Source organism: Leptospira barantonii (assembly GCF_002811925.1).
GTDB lineage: Bacteria > Spirochaetota > Leptospiria > Leptospirales > Leptospiraceae > Leptospira > Leptospira barantonii.
The window spans coordinates 57,756-73,432 of the sequence record NZ_NPDS01000004.1; the positions used below are offsets into that span (position 1 = coordinate 57,756).

Sequence of the window (15,677 nt, forward strand, 5' to 3'; positions counted from 1 at the left end):
TAAGAGATTTACGAGTTCGGCTACTCCATCTGGGATAAAGGGAGTTAGTAGTGATGGAAGCAGAGTTAAGCGGGGTGAAAAAGGATGTTTGGTGAGGAATGGAGCGAGGGGATATGCCTAAGTCCGACCAAAACACGTTAGTCCCTGTGGTTTCTACGGGAAGGTTAGAAAACTTGGGGATCGAAACTGTTTTTTGATTTAAAGTGAGGGTCACTGCTGGTTTCCGGAGGGTTCTTTTGTATACACAGAAAGGGGGAGTTGTCAAGGAGATTTCTGCTGAAAAGCAGTGAGTATATTACGGAATTATAGTAGAGTTGGGGCGAACGGTGCAGTTGAAAAAATTCTTTGTCTGGAAATGGGGGAATAACGTATAGTATTGTTAGAGCGACAAGTTACGAAAACATTGGAGAAATAATGAAGAAACTCGTTTTACTACTTATTCTATTGATATCGATTGATCTCTTTTCCGAGGACCTGATTTCGTTTTCACGTTTTCGACAAGTAGTTCCTTTAGAAAATTCTTCCGACTCAGATTTCAATACTGATACACGGTTGCCTAAATTTGATGTATTGGTTAAAGCAGTAGGTCCAATCATTGAAATTCCTAACAATGAGAAATGGGTTATTGATTCGTATGGTAACTCACGAATCGAAAAATATAAATTCAGTGACTACAAATACGAGATATCACTTCAAAACCGCAAAGAAACGCAAAAAATTTGGATTACTCAATCTCAATTTACCGAACTGCAAAACGAAATAAATACTAATGTTCAATTTAAAGCGACTATATTCTTTTATGGAGCATTCAAAAATAAAAAGCGGGTGTTTTTTCTTGGATCTCTAAAGAAATCTAATGCACCATTGGATCAAAGTGCATGTTTTTCTGATTCTTTGATGGGGATAAAGCTCGGATCAGACTATAAGGAAACCATTGATTCTATTGAAGATAAATATGGTCCCGTCTATGATAATATGAAGCATAGGAATCAAAATGCGAAGGTTTATATAATAGACAAAGAAACAAAGACGGTCCTGTACGTTTATGATGGGGGAGAAGAAGAAAGGGATAAAGTTTATTCGCTTCAGTTGAGTAGTTACGGAAATTCGAACCAAGAACTTTTCAAGTCAGTTGTCTTCGGTGACAGTATTCAATCGGCGTCAAAAAAATTAAATGTTAAGTTGAAAGAACGTAAGCAGTCTGCAGAAACAGATTTGCTATATTCTGACGTTTCACAATGTTCATTTGAGACAAAGAATAAAAAGATATTCTCCGTGTTTATTACGGAGGAATAAGGTTTAGTAAATGACCACGTGTGTCGTATAATTTCTTCTTGCGAGTAGACTGTTTCTTTAGGTTAATTAGTAAACATAAGAGATGTTAAATGAGATTAATAATTGTTGTAATTTTTATAGGGCTTTATGTTAGGCCAAGTTTTGGAGAATCAATCAATGGGAATTTTTTTAATAATAAAAGCTATATCTTGATCTCGAATGACAGTAAAATTGATCTCTATCGAGAACCTAACTACGACACTAAAATTACTTCTGCAAAAATTACGAAAAAAATCCATAAAATAAATAGATATTTCGTTCCTATAATACCAAATGAGAAATACACACCTACAGAGCTTTGTTGGTTTCAGATCCTTAATAAAGGAACTCTTGTTTGGATCGAAGGGAAGCATGTTTTTGGTAGTGATTTAAAATTGATAACGACAAAAGAGGCTTATTCCTTAATTGAAAATATTTGGATTGAAGCTGGTTATGAAGCACCTCCTAAGGATGAACAATTAAAAATTCCGTTTATGAAATTTTCTGTTACAAATAACTTAATTAAGTTTTATAACTACGACCCAGATGATTATGAGACCTTTTCAATGGAAGATATGAAATTAGAATGTGAGGGAAATGTTTGCTACTTAGGTAACCTTGATGCTGATTGGATAAAAGGAAGCTTAGTTATAGGCTTTATAAACCCAACTGAAATTGTAATTATGGGCACACCTTTAATTAAAGATATTAGTCATGAAACTGGCAAAGAAGTAATGAGGGGTGTTTCATGGAAAGGTAAGATCTATTATTTATATAAACCTTAATAGTTGCTTTGCCATGACTAAGTAATTATTAATTTCGAAGGAATAGATGTCTTATGCGTGTTGTAGTGAATAATCACTCTGGCGATCGGATAAAAATTAGTGATTTTGCTCTGCTTGTGGCCTCGGTTTTCAAACGTTATTCGTTTTTCAAGTATCAGGTAAGAAATAATAATGAGAGTATTAGTAGGATTAAGTCTATATATAATTATTTTGGTATTAGGTTTAATTGAGTTAAATGCAAAAGGCAACGAATATCCCGAATTTCAGTCGGCTCTCGAATCAATTTCCGTTAAATTCAAAAATAAATCCTCATACAAACCAGTAAGTCGAATAAACCAAGAAGACGTTGCTTATCAGCACGCTTTTCGCAAAGAAGGTTATGACGGCGAGATAAGGATTTCCTTATTTCCTAATTCAATAACATATTCGGATGAAAAGCAAAACGAGTATTTATTTCGCACTTCGACAGAGGTTGTGATGTTGAACATTAGTCAGCCGAAAGATGGAGAATTGATAGGAAGATTTAGCATGTTTCCGCCTGAAGGAGTTAGGCCCGAATATGGAGCGGATTATGGTATGTCAGGTTTAATCGAAGGGAATTCAGACTTCTCAAAAGGTTACAAATATGTGCATGTAATTGGACTCTGGAAAAAAGGTGTAGGTTTTGCATACATATTCATCTTATTTAATGATCTTCAAAAATCGATTCCATTTCCGATGGATTTATTTTACTGTATTGCTTTTCAGAATTGAAGCAGGAAAGATTGGCACACCTTGCCCGGGTAAGGATTTTAATTATCCTTGTAGCAAGGAATCTACTGAAGAATAGAGAATGCAATGGCCGCTTCGTCCTATGCATGAGATAATAATATAGGAATTAAAAATGAACTACAGGAAAACTATAAACTACGCTTTCATATTTATTTTTTCGTTAAATTGTAAAATCCCAATGGAGGAGCAAGGATACGTAATTGCACCTAATGGATTATATTTAAGAGTGAATTCTAATACTAATTCTGATAAACTAATGCTTATTCCGAAAGACGAGTTCTTTACGATTCTTGCTAAAAGTGATATTTCTGAAACAATAGAAAATACGAAAGCCCCATGGTGGAAAATTAAATATTTAAATCAGACTGGATGGATATTTAGTGGCTTTGCTAAAATTCTTGATCAAAGTTTTTATGACAAACGCAACTCATTATATAAAGGTGATCCCTTTATTAAAGAGGAATTCTATAATGAGTTACGATCTTATTTCAATAAGACTGGGAAGAATCATTGCCAATTAAATTTTATTTCGGAAGATTTCTTGAGTGGGGACGGGGACGATGTTTTTTACGAAGTTTACTCAATTGAAATCAATACTATCATAGATACAATCGCTATATTGAGTAAATATAGTAGTTTTAGCGTAAGAGTTACGGATATAAAAAGAAACTCTGAAGAAATTCAAATTTATTTCTCGAGCGATAGCTATGTAAATAGAGATGGAACTTCCGTGATGAAATGGTTTCTGAATAGCAAAAGAAAAGAATTTAATTGGGGCAAAAAGAAAACCGGTTCTAATAACTGGGATGATTTTAATTATAGGGCGTATGAGGAAAAAAATTACGTTTGTAATTCACATTTGAAGTCTTGGCTATACCCATTTCTTAAATAAATTCTTGCTACGCCGCATCCGGGTGTGTCTCGATGTCGTATTTTCTTCAAGCTAACATTTAATAGGTGAAAATGAAAAAGTATTTAATCTTAATGCTATTGTTGTTTGTTCAGGCAGGGCGAATAAATAGCTCTGATGACAACTATTCTGTAGAATTAGACGGGCTTTGGAAACTTAATATAGAATCAGAGAATAGCTATAAGGATAAAAATTATTCACCGCTTTATCTTCGGTTTCTAACAAATAAGAATAATACCAAGTATGCTCTAATTCTAAACTCGGCTTATGCGGACTTTATTGCGACCGATCTAAGTGTAAACTGTGGTGAATTATATATATGCACAATTAAGAATTCGAAGAATTCAGAGCTTCTAAGATTCTACGTTAGAAATCCAAAAACAATAGAAATAAAATACAGCTTATCCGATGGAGAAAATTCTCTGATCGAATTAGGTTCGCAGTTTGTCAGAATGGACGATAAGATTCGAGAGTTATACGGAAGTGTCGTTCCGATTACTAAAGATACAACCGGATCCATCTATACAAGAGGATTGAGAATGAAAGTTGAAAAAAGTCCGGATATACCGACTGTAAGCGACGGAGTGATCGCTTTCCTTGATAAAAATCCGAAAGGATATGGCGGTATAGTAATGGTGGATCATGGAGGCGGAGTAAAATCAATTTACGGTCCTCTTGATTCTATTGAAGTAGAAGAGGGTGATAAGGTCTCTAAAGGTCAAGTTCTTGGAAAAGTAGGAACATCGGTAAAATGGCCTATTTCTAATGCTAAAGTTTTATACTATATTATTTTTTCAAATTCGAAGTATAATCACCCGTTCGATCCAACGGCTCAACTTGAAGATCCGCTAAAATTCGATTGGCGGAAAGTTGAGCAAAAAAAGAAATGATGACGATGCTTGATAGGACTTCATTTCGTTAGGCGCTTTTTTAAAGGGAAATATGAAGAATTTATATCTAATAATATTAATATTTTGGTCCACTGTAGTATACGGGACTTCTAATGAGTTTGAAAATCTTTTTCTTGAAGGTAAATATTCTGAAGCAGCTAAGTATGCGAGAATTAAAGCGAAATCCGAACCCGAATATCTTTTGTTTGCAGGAATTGCTCATCAGCTTGCAGATGAATATGCTAATTCAAATGCAGCTTTAAATTATTTCAAAAATATGCAAATACCTTTATCCAATGTGAAGAAAATAGCGGAGACCCAATTTTCAAAGCGTAATCATTATCGTAAAGATTTGCTTTTTGGCGTTTCAAGTTTAGTCGGTTTCGCTTTAGATGAAAAAGATTCTTTATATTACTTTAACGAAGCTTTTACGAAAAACGGGAATGATCCTAATACACTAAATTATTTATCGTTTTTGGAAGCTGGTAGAGGCAACTACATTGCTTCGATCAAGTATGCTGACGATGGTATTAAGTTCCGACCTTCGTTTGGTGATCTTTATGGCAATAAGGCATTTGCCCTCTTCAAAATTGGAAAAAAAGATGAGGTAATTCAGACTCTTTTAGATTGTTTCAAAAATTGCACAGTTATTTCAGATAACGTAATGTATAGTTTCGTTGATTTGGCCTGTGAACCTGTATTTAACTCCATTTCTCCAAATGGACAAATGGCTGTAATCAAAGTCCCATCAATTTCCAATTCCAAAATTTACGATCAACTTTCAGAATTATCAACAACTTCTCCTAACAATTATCTGAGGGTTGTCGGCCATTTCATTAGCATGAAAGAACATCGGCAATTCACAAATAAATTAAATAATGTTAAGGTCTCAGGATCATTGCAAGATTATTTGTTATATCTAAGATCGATGATAGCATACTATGCGGGGGACTCTGAATATTTTCAGAAGAACATCATTAAAATCAAGAATCTTAAAAATTTAACATACAAGCAAGTTTATGAAATCGGATTTATATTGAGCGAAATGAAATTGTATGATGAATCTTTGGTGTTTTATAAAAAATCATTAGAAATGACTGATTATTTAGACCACGACCAGAGGCTACCTACTTTATCCAACATAGGGAATATGTATTTGATAAAAAAGGATTATCCGATGGCTCAGAAATACCTTTCTGAAGCATTGTCTCTTTATTCCGAGGATTTCATTTCGAATTTGAATATCGGAGTCACTTACTATTGGTTAAATAATAAAAATTCTTCATTAGAACACTTAAAAAAAGCCAAAACGCTTATGCCTGATATAGGATATTTGGAATATGTAGAGCAGTGGATAGTAAAAGCAGAATCGCTCTGACCTTGGTTCAGAGATACGTTATTCGGCACCTCATAAAAGTTTGGTAAAAATGAAGAAAATAATATTAATCACAATTCTCCTTTCCGCTTTTGTTCATTTATATGGAAGAAATAGAAACTTCCCTAAAGCAGTTCCATTTGAAACGAAAAATAACTTGTTAATCATTTCCGAAGGAGATTCAAGGCAAACCTCCGCTAATGAATCAGAAGTTGCAAAAATTATTAAACTGAACGATGAAAAGAAATATTCAGAGGCTAAAGAAAGTTCCGAGTTTATGTTAAAATCGGTTAAGAGTGAAAGATTATTCTATGAATATGGGCGATCCTTACTTGGAGTGGGAAAGTTCGATGACGCTAAAGCTGCACTTCAGAACTCAATTCGACAAATGTTTGCTACAGATCTTCCAGAAGAATCCTTATACCTAATAAGTGCAGCTTACAGTGCGGAAGGAAAAAGTCAGGAGTCTTTAACGTTTTTAAAGTACGCTACCGATCGAGGTTTTTCGGATTTGGAACGTATTGAGAACGAACCTCTTTTTGAAAATTTAAGGAAACTTAAGGATTGGAAAGATTTAAAACGGTCTTTGACAACGAAAATACTAAATTATTCTCCCTCAAACTTAACTGGCGTAATAACGGTTCTCGGTCCGAATAATGTTGTTGTGCATTTGCTTTGCCCGAATCAAAAATTAGTCACTTATTCAACACATGACTATGACGTTTCAAAAAAAGTCTTTTTAGGTGATTGGTCAATTGTTAAGAACAATCTGAGTTTAAATATAAATCAAAGGTGCTTTGCAAAAGGCGTTGGAAAGGCACACCTTAATCACAATGAACAAGAAGTGTATGACTCCTATAAATTCGTTGGTTGTGTTAAATCCAGTCGCGAACCGGAAGAAATTCCTGGAGATTTATCATTTACTAAATCTGCATTAGCGGCTTTGTTTCGGCCGTATTACGGAGAAGAATTCGAAGTTGAAGGCATTGGCCCTAGATATCATAAATTTACTAATGGATTGCCTACTCAATGTAAGGATAACTTTATTCCGAAATCAATGAATGATTTAACAATTGAGACAAAGCAATATTTAAAGGCATATTAAAGACAGAATGATCGTGTAATTGTGAATTCGTCGTTATAGATTTTGTCTTTAGGCATTTTGCTAAACATCTTATAAAACAAAATTAGGAATCAAATGAATATAATACTTATCTTTCTTTCTACAATTTTACTGCTCACTTGTAATAAATTTGAAAGTAATAAATATCTAACGGACACATATGCTCTGACTAAAAGAGAGAACAAGGATCAGACGGCGAAGGCTCTTGAATTTGAAAAGATCGGTTTGACCTTCTATAAGAATAAAAAAGATGCCGATGCAATATCTGCATATGAGAAGGCTCTCGAAGTTTATGCGACCGGTAGTATTTATTATAATTATGGTAACAGTCTTTGGAATATTGGCAATTTAGATTTAGCAATCCGATCTTATGAGATTGCTGAGCTGCTGAATTACGAAAGAAAAGACCTTTTATACTACAATTTAGCATGCGCTTATTCAAGAAAAGAAATGGAAATTAAGGCATTCGAATATTTAGATAAAGCAGTTAATAACGGATACAAGAATTTTCATCGTATCCTAACTGACGATGACCTTCAATATTTGAGAGTTGATATAAATTGGCCAAGTAGAAAATATTTAGTTGATGCAAGTAAGCAATTCTTCTTGGCCGAAATTAAAAATTTAAAGCAGCCAATTTCACTTCATATTGGAACGGACGGAATTACATTTTGCCCTAACGGAAAGTTTAGAGAGGATGCCGCTGCCGGAATAGGTGAAATTGTTTTAGGCACCTGGAGATATGATTCAAATGTTAATAAAATTCTTATGCATTCCCATAGTAAAAGCTGCATAAAGCCAGAAGATTCAAACATTGACCCTGAAGGGAATATATGCAAGTCGGGATATAAAATGTGTAAAGACGGATCGAGTGAATTTGAGTGTGAAGAAATTAATTTAGAGTATGAGTTAAATTGGGAAGATTACATAGATCGAGGTGGTCCTCCGTCAAGGCATACCTCTTGTAATTAACGGATTAGGAAATCTTCTGAAGATTGTTCAAGCTTTTAATTTCGAAATGAATGAAGATTGATCGGACGATTCGAAAAAATTCTTTGAATTAATGGGAAAGGGGTATAAATGAGTTATTTAAAGTATTTTTGTTCGGACGCTGAGAATATTCATCAAGTTGAAAAGCTCTTGAATAAGATTGGCAATACTTTGCTAAAAGCAGTTGCTTTCTTCGTTGTAATTAATCTGTTTTCCTGTCGGCAAGAACAAATAAAATTAAAACCCGCAAAGTCAATTGATAAAGTCATAAAAGAAAATCAATTTTCCAATACTTCCGGATTGCATGCTCTTTATTTAAAGTTCAATGATAACGGCTCATACGAATTTAGCTATGATTCAGAGGGTTGGACTTGGTTCAACAAAGGTAAATACTCTTTCAAAAATAACTCTATTGAGTTGAAGTCCAACTTTTGTACTTCAGGAGAACGGAATGGTCAGGACTGCCCGGCAACCTTCCATAACGGTAAATGCATCATTGAACCTACTCCTTTGGATATTGAATATGAGTATTCTTTGGTATGTTCATCTAATCATAAATTTAAGGTGTTTAGCTCGGATGCAAAACCATCAAATGTCGTTACCTTTAATATAGAACAATCTTTACTTCCCGCTGGAAATGAACGAGTATATATGAATCGTAAAATTATTACTATGGGGAATAGAGTTGGTGAAGTGACTGAATCCGTTGTCTTACGCGAAGGTCCGGGAATTCATTATAAAAAGCTTGATTACATAGTAAATGTGTATGACGGACCATACTTAAAAAGCCTTCCAAAGGGGAAGAAGGTAATCATTCATGGTCGGACTTTGGAGAAGGAAAAGGTGAAAGATTGGGAAAGCTACTGGCTACTAATTAGCATTGATGATACAAATAAAGTTTGGGCTTTCGGACAATTTTTTGCTTATTGAATCGTTAGCTATATTCGTTGTGCGAATTTTACTTCATAATATTAAAACAATATGCCTCCATATTTAATATTCCTTCTATCTTCTTTTATATCTACTCCTCTGAACATCATACTCCATGAATTTGGTCATGCAATTGCCGCATTAATGTTTACGAAATCTACTGTGCATATAAATTTATGTGATGGAACTACAAAAAATCTATTCGAGATTACAATAGGTAGGTTTCGAATCACATTTAGTTGGCGAAATTTGTTTTATCATTCAGGCCTTACGATTCACGCTCCTGTTGAATCTTTGATCACTTCAAGAATAATATTTTTGTCGGGAGTTGCATTCAATGGAATAATCGCATTGCCGCTATTCGGATTTATTGCTCTGAACTTTTCTTCTGACTTTATACAATGGATGCTAATAGGATTTTTCTTCAACTTTCTACTATTATCATTAGGTAATCTCTATCCTCGGGAGATCAAAGTAGGGGGAAAGGTATATGGAACCGATGGTCTTTTATTTATCCGAAGTTTCCAAAAATCGAGTTTACTATGGGCCGAAATTGCTACTGCTTTAAATAAACAAGCTTACGCAGAAGCCGCGTCTATTATAGTGAATACACGAAAGCTCCCTGAATTTGGATTCGATCAACTGAGAACGATAATCTATTATTGTTTGCGACCAGTCGGTTATTCTGCCATTGCGAGAGTAATCAAACATTTTGCAAAAGATGTGTCAGGAAAAGATGATTTTTTTCTTTTAGGATTAGCCTACGCGCATCTGAACGAAACTGAAAAAGCGAAATTATATTTCACGAAAGTATCTCAAATAGAACCGGACAATTATGGTAGTAGGATAAGTCTTGCATTTCTTTCGATGGTTGAAGGTGATTTCATTAGGGCACAACATGCTTTTACTGAAATATACAAAGTGAATCCTACGGCTTACGTGTGTGCTCATTTGGCTTATATCTTCGGTCGATTAGGCGACGTTGAACGACAAAACTCTTTGATGCATGAGGCGGAACTCTTAGATGGAAGTGAAGCATATTTGCATCGTACGCGCGCTTTAATATATTTAGATCAGGGACTGATTGATAAGGCTCAAGAAGCTTATTCTTTGGCCGTTGAATTGAATAACCGTATTTATCCAATTCAGCGTTTATCGAGATAATGTTTCCATGAGAAACGTTAATAGATCTGTAGAGCTGGGAAGATTGTTACTGACTCTTCTTTAAATTTTGATTTTCAGCATTCAAAATCGACTGAATAGTTTCAATTTTTCTTTTCCAATATTTCTGATTCTCTCCATTTAACTCTGCAGCTTTTGTAAACATCTCTATTGCTTCCCGGAGAAATCCTTTGTTCAGATAATAAAAAGCAAGATTTGCATATGCGCCTTCGGATTTGAAATTTGATTTTATAAGCGCTTCTGTCCATTTCTCTTTTGCTTTCGGAGAAATGTCTTTTATTTGATATCCGTATGATATACCTTCTATGCCATCAAGTAGTAATTCTTGCACTTCTTCATTGGGATCTTTACTTATAAATTTATGTTTAATTGCTTTTATTTTTGGAAAAAGAAGGTTTCCTCCTTTCGTCCCTAAGTGGTCGAAGGCATAGGATTTAACTTCGTCTTGATTTGGGCATTCTTTATTGCCAAACTCATTATAAATCTTTATCGAATCTTGATAGTCATAACGTGTTGTTTTTGAATTTTTGAAATCGATTAAAAATAATTGAATCGTACCGGTAGTCGTAATATAACTCGTATATTGAAAATTTTCAGGATAATTGTAAGAGGTAAGATTATATTTAATTGATTGGAGATGAGCTTTATTTGAAACTCGTTCAGTAAAACAAGATGAAAGATTTACAGTTGCATCTATGTAAAATATGAAATTTTGTCCAAAGAGCTTTTTAAACTTTTGCATATTCTTAGTGATTGTCTCAACTGATTCAATTGAATATTGTTTTTCTTGATCCCTAACGATATCATCAAATTCGAAAAAGTGATGGCTCGAATATGTTAAACCGGAGAGAAGTTTCATTTTAAATTCTTTATCTGATGCAGTCGTTCGCTTCTTATCTTCATGTAAGTTCGGATAAACTTTAAAGTGCTTTTGATTTTGAAATAATTCTCTTAAGTATCTTCCATTATCATCATCTCGATAAATTGGAAATTCTAAAGGTTCTCCGTGGCCAAACGGATTCATCAAAATGAAAAAAATTAATGGAAGAGACACAACTGTAATTCCAGCGTATCCCAGCCCGTATAAGGCTCCATACTTTGCGCCTGTATAAATACTAATTGCGACGTCGGTGCTAAAGCCGGAAATAAGTCCGACCGTTTGGCCGTGATCCTCATCTATCTTACCGCCGATCACGGTTCCAAAAATAGTGGCACAATGAAATTGAATAAGAATGATAAGAATTAAGATTATTTTCATTGTGAGCTAAAGCTTGTCTATAGATTTGAAATTAAGCATTTTTTGAATTTTGTATTCTAAATTCAAAAAATTCTAAAATTATGTATAACAGGGAACAAGAAGAAAAAGTAATATAAATCAAATCATCGATTTTCCAATAGAAGACTGAGTAAATGCATAGAAGCGGTAATGGATAAATGAAAGTATGAAGAATTCGATTCTTAAGGTTCTTAAATAATTTGATTAAGTTTTGCATTAGAAAGAAAAGAAAGAGTAGAGGCATGATACTGACAAAACCTGGCATTTCTGTTCTGGATTCACCTGCACTCCATGCAGTGCCAAACCAAATATAGAAACTATGAATTAAAATCACTAAGCATAGAATTAACGATATGGTTTTTTTGAAAATTAGCACGGTCGAAAGGAAAAAATAAAATTTCCGATATTGATTTTAATATTCATTTTATTAAATATCCAAAAGGTCTTTTGGTTTAACTTTAAATCTTTTAGAAATTTTTAGAATTGTATTAATCGTAGTATTAGCTCTGCCGGATTCAATTTCTTGAATTGTGCGGAAATGAACTGAAAGTTCAGACCCATCATCCATTTCTTCTTGCGTAATATTTCGCGATTTGCGTAAAGATTGAATCTTAATTCCTAATTTTTTTCGAAATTCGTCAGTTTCAACTGAAAATTCTTTTTTACTCACCCACATTATTATGTGGGGAATTGATTTTATTACCTACAGTCTAAAATGTGGATGGCTTAGAAATACAGCTTTTAGTCGTTCATATCCACATTATGATGTGTGTTTTGTTTGACATCATGAATGGGCACATTAAAATGTGGGTCTCGATTATTGAATCTGAGGTCAATATATGAAATTAGGACATTCCATTCTAAAAATCTTGTCGATTATTTTAGGATTTTATTTGTGTACACAAGAATTAAGTGCATTTCCAAAAATCGGAAACCTTTCCGGCAGAGTTCTCTACATTTCTGTTTATAACGGTCAGGAAAGGCTCGTAACAAGAGCTCAATTGAATCCAGGCGAACGTGTAGAATTGAGTGCCTGCGATCAGTTCATTGTCTTTGGCGACACAAATCCACCTACCAATTTAGCTAAGTTCTTTTCTTGCGATCGAGAGATCGTTATCGATCAAGATCTTAAAGGACAGCGAGTAAATTGAATCTGAGAACCTCATTCGATTCGGATGAGGTTCCCTTTCTTTAACTCACCTAATGAGAACAAATATGAAATCAAAAATAATTACGCAGACTAAACTAAGAAAGTTCGTGATCTTCCTCCTTTCTCTCTTTGTATTCGCTTGTCTCGGTTATAAAGAAGATCGAGTCGTTATACAAAAGAATCAAATCGGGAACGGAACGGAGGTAGCTGATTTTGCTGTTTCTCCTCCGGACGCAGAAGGTAACTTTTTAGAATTTTCCATCAGGCAAATGGAAGGGATTAAATACGAAACGAAAGTAAAAGTCACAACCTCTCTTATGCGAGATAAAGATGGAACTCTTTGTCACACTAATTCGACGAATGAATGCGGAAAGGGAAGCTACTATTATGCATTGGGATTAGGAACTGTTCTATCGGTTGGGCTTATAATTCCTGTCGTTTTAGTCTTCGATTGGATTCCCGCAATTTTCAGAACAGGTGATTCAATAATAACAGAAGAAGCAACTGAGAAAAAATCATTCACTCAATGTAAAATTAAGAATAGTGATATAGAATTTGAATATCAAATTGGTGAAGGCAGAAGGCACAAAGCTAGTATTGAAAATTGCATAGCTTACGTCCCTTTCAGTAGTGAATTCAATTCATCTTACGAATTTTCTTATAGATTGTCGGTAAACGGTGATCTCCGTGATACAGGTTCATTGAATTACACATCCGATGGCGGTCCGCATACCTTGCAATTGGAAAAATAATTGCATAGCTAATTAATAACCCAAAAAAGCATAAGTAGTAATCTAAACGTAAATTTGCAAAAAATTGAATTTTGTGAAGCCAAATCGTTTGTTGACAAATCGTCGAAAAGGAGAATATCCAAAAAATAATAAATGTGAACCATGAAGCAATTCGAATAATCGAAATTCTATTTAAATTAGAATTTAATTTATCTTCAAGATTTTTAAGCTCGGTCATCGTTTATTCAAGTATTTCTGTTGATTTAGATTTATGATTTCAAGTAACACTGTGGTTTTCTAACGACGAAAACCTAACTTCAATAAAATAAAGCACTGAAGTAGAATCGACAATGATATTAAGGTGAGAGTTAGATAGAAATGATATGATTTCTCTTGTAAAAAATGGATTTCTTCCTTAATTTGTTTAAGAGATTCATTTATTTCTTGAAACGGAATATTTAAACTACCGCTCTCGTTTGATTGAGGGCCAAATCCGGAATAACGAGTCTTAAGAATTGGAGAAGAGGAGACATGATCCACAAGTTTCTTGTCTTTTAGCTCCATATATCTGGCTCGAAGAGAGGGGTTGTTAGGCCAATTGGAGAAAGCTTTTTCGTAGTATGAGAAAGCAGTTTTGAACTTACGTTCCTTATATTTCTGATCAGCAACTTTGATCCAAACTTCCGTTTGATAAAGCTGAAGTGTGACATCATTCGGATTGATTTTGATCCATTCATCCAGAAGGGATTGTGCTTCAACAACACGATTTGAATCGATAAAGTCTTTAATTTGTTGATAAGAAGTATTTTCGTCGGTGCTTTGCGGATAGATAGAAGCAGAAAGAATGATCGAAAATAAGATTAGGCATATAATATTTTTCATCTTCATCTACTCAAAATAACCGCTTTGTGTCCGTATCGTGCAACAGGTAGGGTAATTGTCTCTGTTCTCCACGGAGTAGTCGTCGGGTTTCCTAAATCCATAGAGTAAACTTTATCTTGCGGAACATTGGTGAGATTGGCTCCACCAAAAAGAAATGCTCTCCTAAGTTCATAGGAGACTTCCATAGCTGGATAATAGAGTGCGGTTGGTATAATCCCTCCGGCAGTATAATTGGAGGTTGTCGCTAAACTATAATCAAAGGTATTGGTGGACGTAACCGATGTCGGAGGCTGAAATACATCGGCGGTCGTTGATCCTCCGGCAATTAAAATCGCGGCTGGATCAGCAGGGTAGGTATCCTTTGGGTTTGGACGGTAACAAGCCATCGCGGCTCCATATTTTGCCTGGCTGATCGTCGCTTCGACAAGGGAGGTGGTTGTATTCCCGCTGGGGATATAAGCGTCTGAGGTGTTAAATGGAAGGCCGTCCGTGTTTCGTCGTCCACCAGAGAAAAACAAAGTATCGTGAATCGCACAGCCCGGCATATCCACTCTTTGAAAAATCGCACTGTTTGAAACGTATTTTAACCAAGTTCCATTGGTTCCTAAGGAAGGGGTGAACTTGTAAACCGTGTTTGCAAGTGTTCCAGTTGTCATGTCCGCGGAGGTTGTTCCAGATATGATGTAAATATCATTTCCAGATGAGAAAGCAATACCACCTTGATGTGTATCCGGCATCGAAGCCATTGTTTTCCAAACATTATTGAATGGATCGTATTCGTTTACAGTATTTACGGCTGTGAAAGTTACCCCTGACTTTACCAAACCACCCATAACGTAGATTTTATTCTGATGAGAAACAATATTGGAGTAGGCTCTCGGAGTAGGAACACTGGTGATTGATGGAATCCATTGATTCGTTACTGGATCATACAGATCTACCTGAGCAATTGGAGCAATTCCAGCTCCGAGTCCTCCTATAATCCAAATACCTCGGGTCTTCTGTGGCTGGTCGCTTACGAGGGTTTGAAAAGTAAGAAGTAACGGATTAGGAGGAGATTGTAAGTCTCCACAGAAGGCTGAATAAAAGTAGTTTGTCTGTGTTTCAAGGTTATTGATTACTACGATATGATCTTTCGAATTCGTAATGCTTGGCATAATTCCTTCGATGCTTCCTCTACCGTAAGCAACTGCGGCTGAAGATTCTGCTTTGCATTTAAATATGAAGGCCGCGCTTGTGGCTCCAGGAATAACGAGAGGGAACCCATCGAGTTTGTGGGTATCAAGGTTTGAGCCGTCGATCAAGGGAGACTGGCCGCAGTTAATTGAGAAAAATAATAGTATAAGAGTAACAGTATATTTCATTCGA

Annotated in this window: 16 protein-coding genes; 12 read left to right on the forward strand and 4 right to left on the reverse strand. The window is 35.0% G+C overall.

The window, feature by feature from the left end:
- Positions 1–414: 414 nt before the first annotated feature.
- The 10 genes from CH367_RS10450 (at position 415) to CH367_RS10495 (ending at position 10,252) form a co-directional block, all read left to right on the forward strand.
- Positions 415–1,296, forward strand: a complete 882-nt coding sequence (locus CH367_RS10450) for a hypothetical protein (RefSeq protein WP_100762457.1) — start codon at positions 415–417, stop codon at positions 1,294–1,296.
- Between the two features lie 89 nt (positions 1,297–1,385).
- Positions 1,386–2,099, forward strand: a complete 714-nt coding sequence (locus CH367_RS10455; RefSeq protein ID WP_100762458.1) for a hypothetical protein — start codon at positions 1,386–1,388, stop codon at positions 2,097–2,099.
- A gap of 171 nt (positions 2,100–2,270) precedes the next feature.
- The gene (locus tag CH367_RS21005) at positions 2,271–2,852 is read left to right on the forward strand and encodes a hypothetical protein (protein ID WP_244284544.1); all 582 of its coding nucleotides are present in this window, start codon (positions 2,271–2,273) and stop codon (positions 2,850–2,852) included.
- 130 nt (positions 2,853–2,982) lie between these two features.
- On the forward strand, positions 2,983–3,762 hold the full coding sequence (locus CH367_RS10465) for an SH3 domain-containing protein (protein ID WP_100762459.1): 780 nt from the start codon (positions 2,983–2,985) through the stop codon (positions 3,760–3,762).
- A 71-nt stretch (positions 3,763–3,833) separates the two neighbouring features.
- The gene (locus tag CH367_RS10470; RefSeq protein ID WP_100762460.1) at positions 3,834–4,670 is read left to right on the forward strand and encodes a M23 family metallopeptidase; all 837 of its coding nucleotides are present in this window, start codon (positions 3,834–3,836) and stop codon (positions 4,668–4,670) included.
- A 52-nt stretch (positions 4,671–4,722) separates the two neighbouring features.
- On the forward strand, positions 4,723–6,048 hold the full coding sequence (locus CH367_RS10475) for a tetratricopeptide repeat protein (protein WP_100762461.1): 1,326 nt from the start codon (positions 4,723–4,725) through the stop codon (positions 6,046–6,048).
- 49 nt (positions 6,049–6,097) lie between these two features.
- The gene (locus CH367_RS10480; protein WP_100762694.1) at positions 6,098–7,150 is read left to right on the forward strand and encodes a hypothetical protein; all 1,053 of its coding nucleotides are present in this window, start codon (positions 6,098–6,100) and stop codon (positions 7,148–7,150) included.
- A 93-nt stretch (positions 7,151–7,243) separates the two neighbouring features.
- Positions 7,244–8,140: a tetratricopeptide repeat protein gene (locus CH367_RS10485; RefSeq protein WP_100762462.1), complete on the forward strand. Its 897-nt coding sequence runs from the start codon at positions 7,244–7,246 to the stop codon at positions 8,138–8,140.
- 108 nt (positions 8,141–8,248) lie between these two features.
- On the forward strand, positions 8,249–9,088 hold the full coding sequence (locus CH367_RS10490; protein ID WP_100762463.1) for a hypothetical protein: 840 nt from the start codon (positions 8,249–8,251) through the stop codon (positions 9,086–9,088).
- A 249-nt stretch (positions 9,089–9,337) separates the two neighbouring features.
- Entirely contained in the window at positions 9,338–10,252 is a 915-nt protein-coding gene (locus CH367_RS10495) for a tetratricopeptide repeat protein (protein ID WP_165783265.1), read from the forward strand.
- Between the two features lie 46 nt (positions 10,253–10,298).
- On the opposite strand, the gene CH367_RS10500 is transcribed toward CH367_RS10495, so the two are convergent.
- Both CH367_RS10500 and CH367_RS10510 read right to left on the reverse strand, forming a co-directional pair.
- Entirely contained in the window at positions 10,299–11,528 is a 1,230-nt protein-coding gene (locus CH367_RS10500; RefSeq protein WP_100762465.1) for a tetratricopeptide repeat protein, read from the reverse strand.
- Between the two features lie 445 nt (positions 11,529–11,973).
- A complete protein-coding gene (locus tag CH367_RS10510) occupies positions 11,974–12,246 on the reverse strand; it encodes a helix-turn-helix domain-containing protein (RefSeq protein ID WP_425268838.1) in 273 nt (90 codons plus the stop codon).
- 139 nt (positions 12,247–12,385) lie between these two features.
- Here CH367_RS10510 and CH367_RS10515 point away from each other — a divergent pair, with 139 nt between their 5' ends.
- Together CH367_RS10515 and CH367_RS20805 are read left to right on the forward strand one after the other, a co-directional pair.
- Positions 12,386–12,697, forward strand: coding sequence for a hypothetical protein (locus CH367_RS10515; RefSeq protein ID WP_244284547.1), 312 nt, complete (start codon positions 12,386–12,388; stop codon positions 12,695–12,697).
- Between the two features lie 64 nt (positions 12,698–12,761).
- Entirely contained in the window at positions 12,762–13,448 is a 687-nt protein-coding gene (locus CH367_RS20805) for a hypothetical protein (RefSeq protein ID WP_165783263.1), read from the forward strand.
- Positions 13,449–13,724: 276 nt separating this feature from the next.
- Here CH367_RS20805 and CH367_RS10525 read toward each other — a convergent pair whose 3' ends face one another.
- Both CH367_RS10525 and CH367_RS10530 read right to left on the reverse strand, forming a co-directional pair.
- Positions 13,725–14,315, reverse strand: a complete 591-nt coding sequence (locus CH367_RS10525; RefSeq protein WP_208861994.1) for a tetratricopeptide repeat protein — start codon at positions 14,313–14,315, stop codon at positions 13,725–13,727.
- On the reverse strand, positions 14,312–15,673 hold the full coding sequence (locus CH367_RS10530) for a Kelch repeat-containing protein (protein ID WP_100762468.1): 1,362 nt from the start codon (positions 15,671–15,673) through the stop codon (positions 14,312–14,314). The genes CH367_RS10525 and CH367_RS10530 overlap by 4 nt, the downstream gene beginning before the upstream one ends.
- Positions 15,674–15,677 lie beyond the last annotated feature (4 nt).

What these genes read in the sequence shown, in the direction of transcription:
- CH367_RS10450 (WP_100762457.1), top strand. Translation starts at nt 415, where the DNA reads ATGAAGAAACTCGTTTTACTACTTATTCTATTGATATCGATTGATCTC.
- CH367_RS10455 (WP_100762458.1), top strand. Translation starts at nt 1,386, where the DNA reads ATGAGATTAATAATTGTTGTAATTTTTATAGGGCTTTATGTTAGGCCA.
- CH367_RS21005 (WP_244284544.1), top strand. Translation starts at nt 2,271, where the DNA reads ATGAGAGTATTAGTAGGATTAAGTCTATATATAATTATTTTGGTATTA.
- CH367_RS10465 (WP_100762459.1), top strand. Translation starts at nt 2,983, where the DNA reads ATGAACTACAGGAAAACTATAAACTACGCTTTCATATTTATTTTTTCG.
- CH367_RS10470 (WP_100762460.1), top strand. Translation starts at nt 3,834, where the DNA reads ATGAAAAAGTATTTAATCTTAATGCTATTGTTGTTTGTTCAGGCAGGG.
- CH367_RS10475 (WP_100762461.1), top strand. Translation starts at nt 4,723, where the DNA reads ATGAAGAATTTATATCTAATAATATTAATATTTTGGTCCACTGTAGTA.
- CH367_RS10480 (WP_100762694.1), top strand. Translation starts at nt 6,098, where the DNA reads ATGAAGAAAATAATATTAATCACAATTCTCCTTTCCGCTTTTGTTCAT.
- CH367_RS10485 (WP_100762462.1), top strand. Translation starts at nt 7,244, where the DNA reads ATGAATATAATACTTATCTTTCTTTCTACAATTTTACTGCTCACTTGT.
- CH367_RS10490 (WP_100762463.1), top strand. Translation starts at nt 8,249, where the DNA reads ATGAGTTATTTAAAGTATTTTTGTTCGGACGCTGAGAATATTCATCAA.
- CH367_RS10500 (WP_100762465.1), bottom strand. Translation starts at nt 11,528, where the DNA reads ATGAAAATAATCTTAATTCTTATCATTCTTATTCAATTTCATTGTGCC.
- CH367_RS10515 (WP_244284547.1), top strand. Translation starts at nt 12,386, where the DNA reads ATGAAATTAGGACATTCCATTCTAAAAATCTTGTCGATTATTTTAGGA.
- CH367_RS20805 (WP_165783263.1), top strand. Translation starts at nt 12,762, where the DNA reads ATGAAATCAAAAATAATTACGCAGACTAAACTAAGAAAGTTCGTGATC.
- CH367_RS10525 (WP_208861994.1), bottom strand. Translation starts at nt 14,315, where the DNA reads ATGAAGATGAAAAATATTATATGCCTAATCTTATTTTCGATCATTCTT.
- CH367_RS10530 (WP_100762468.1), bottom strand. Translation starts at nt 15,673, where the DNA reads ATGAAATATACTGTTACTCTTATACTATTATTTTTCTCAATTAACTGC.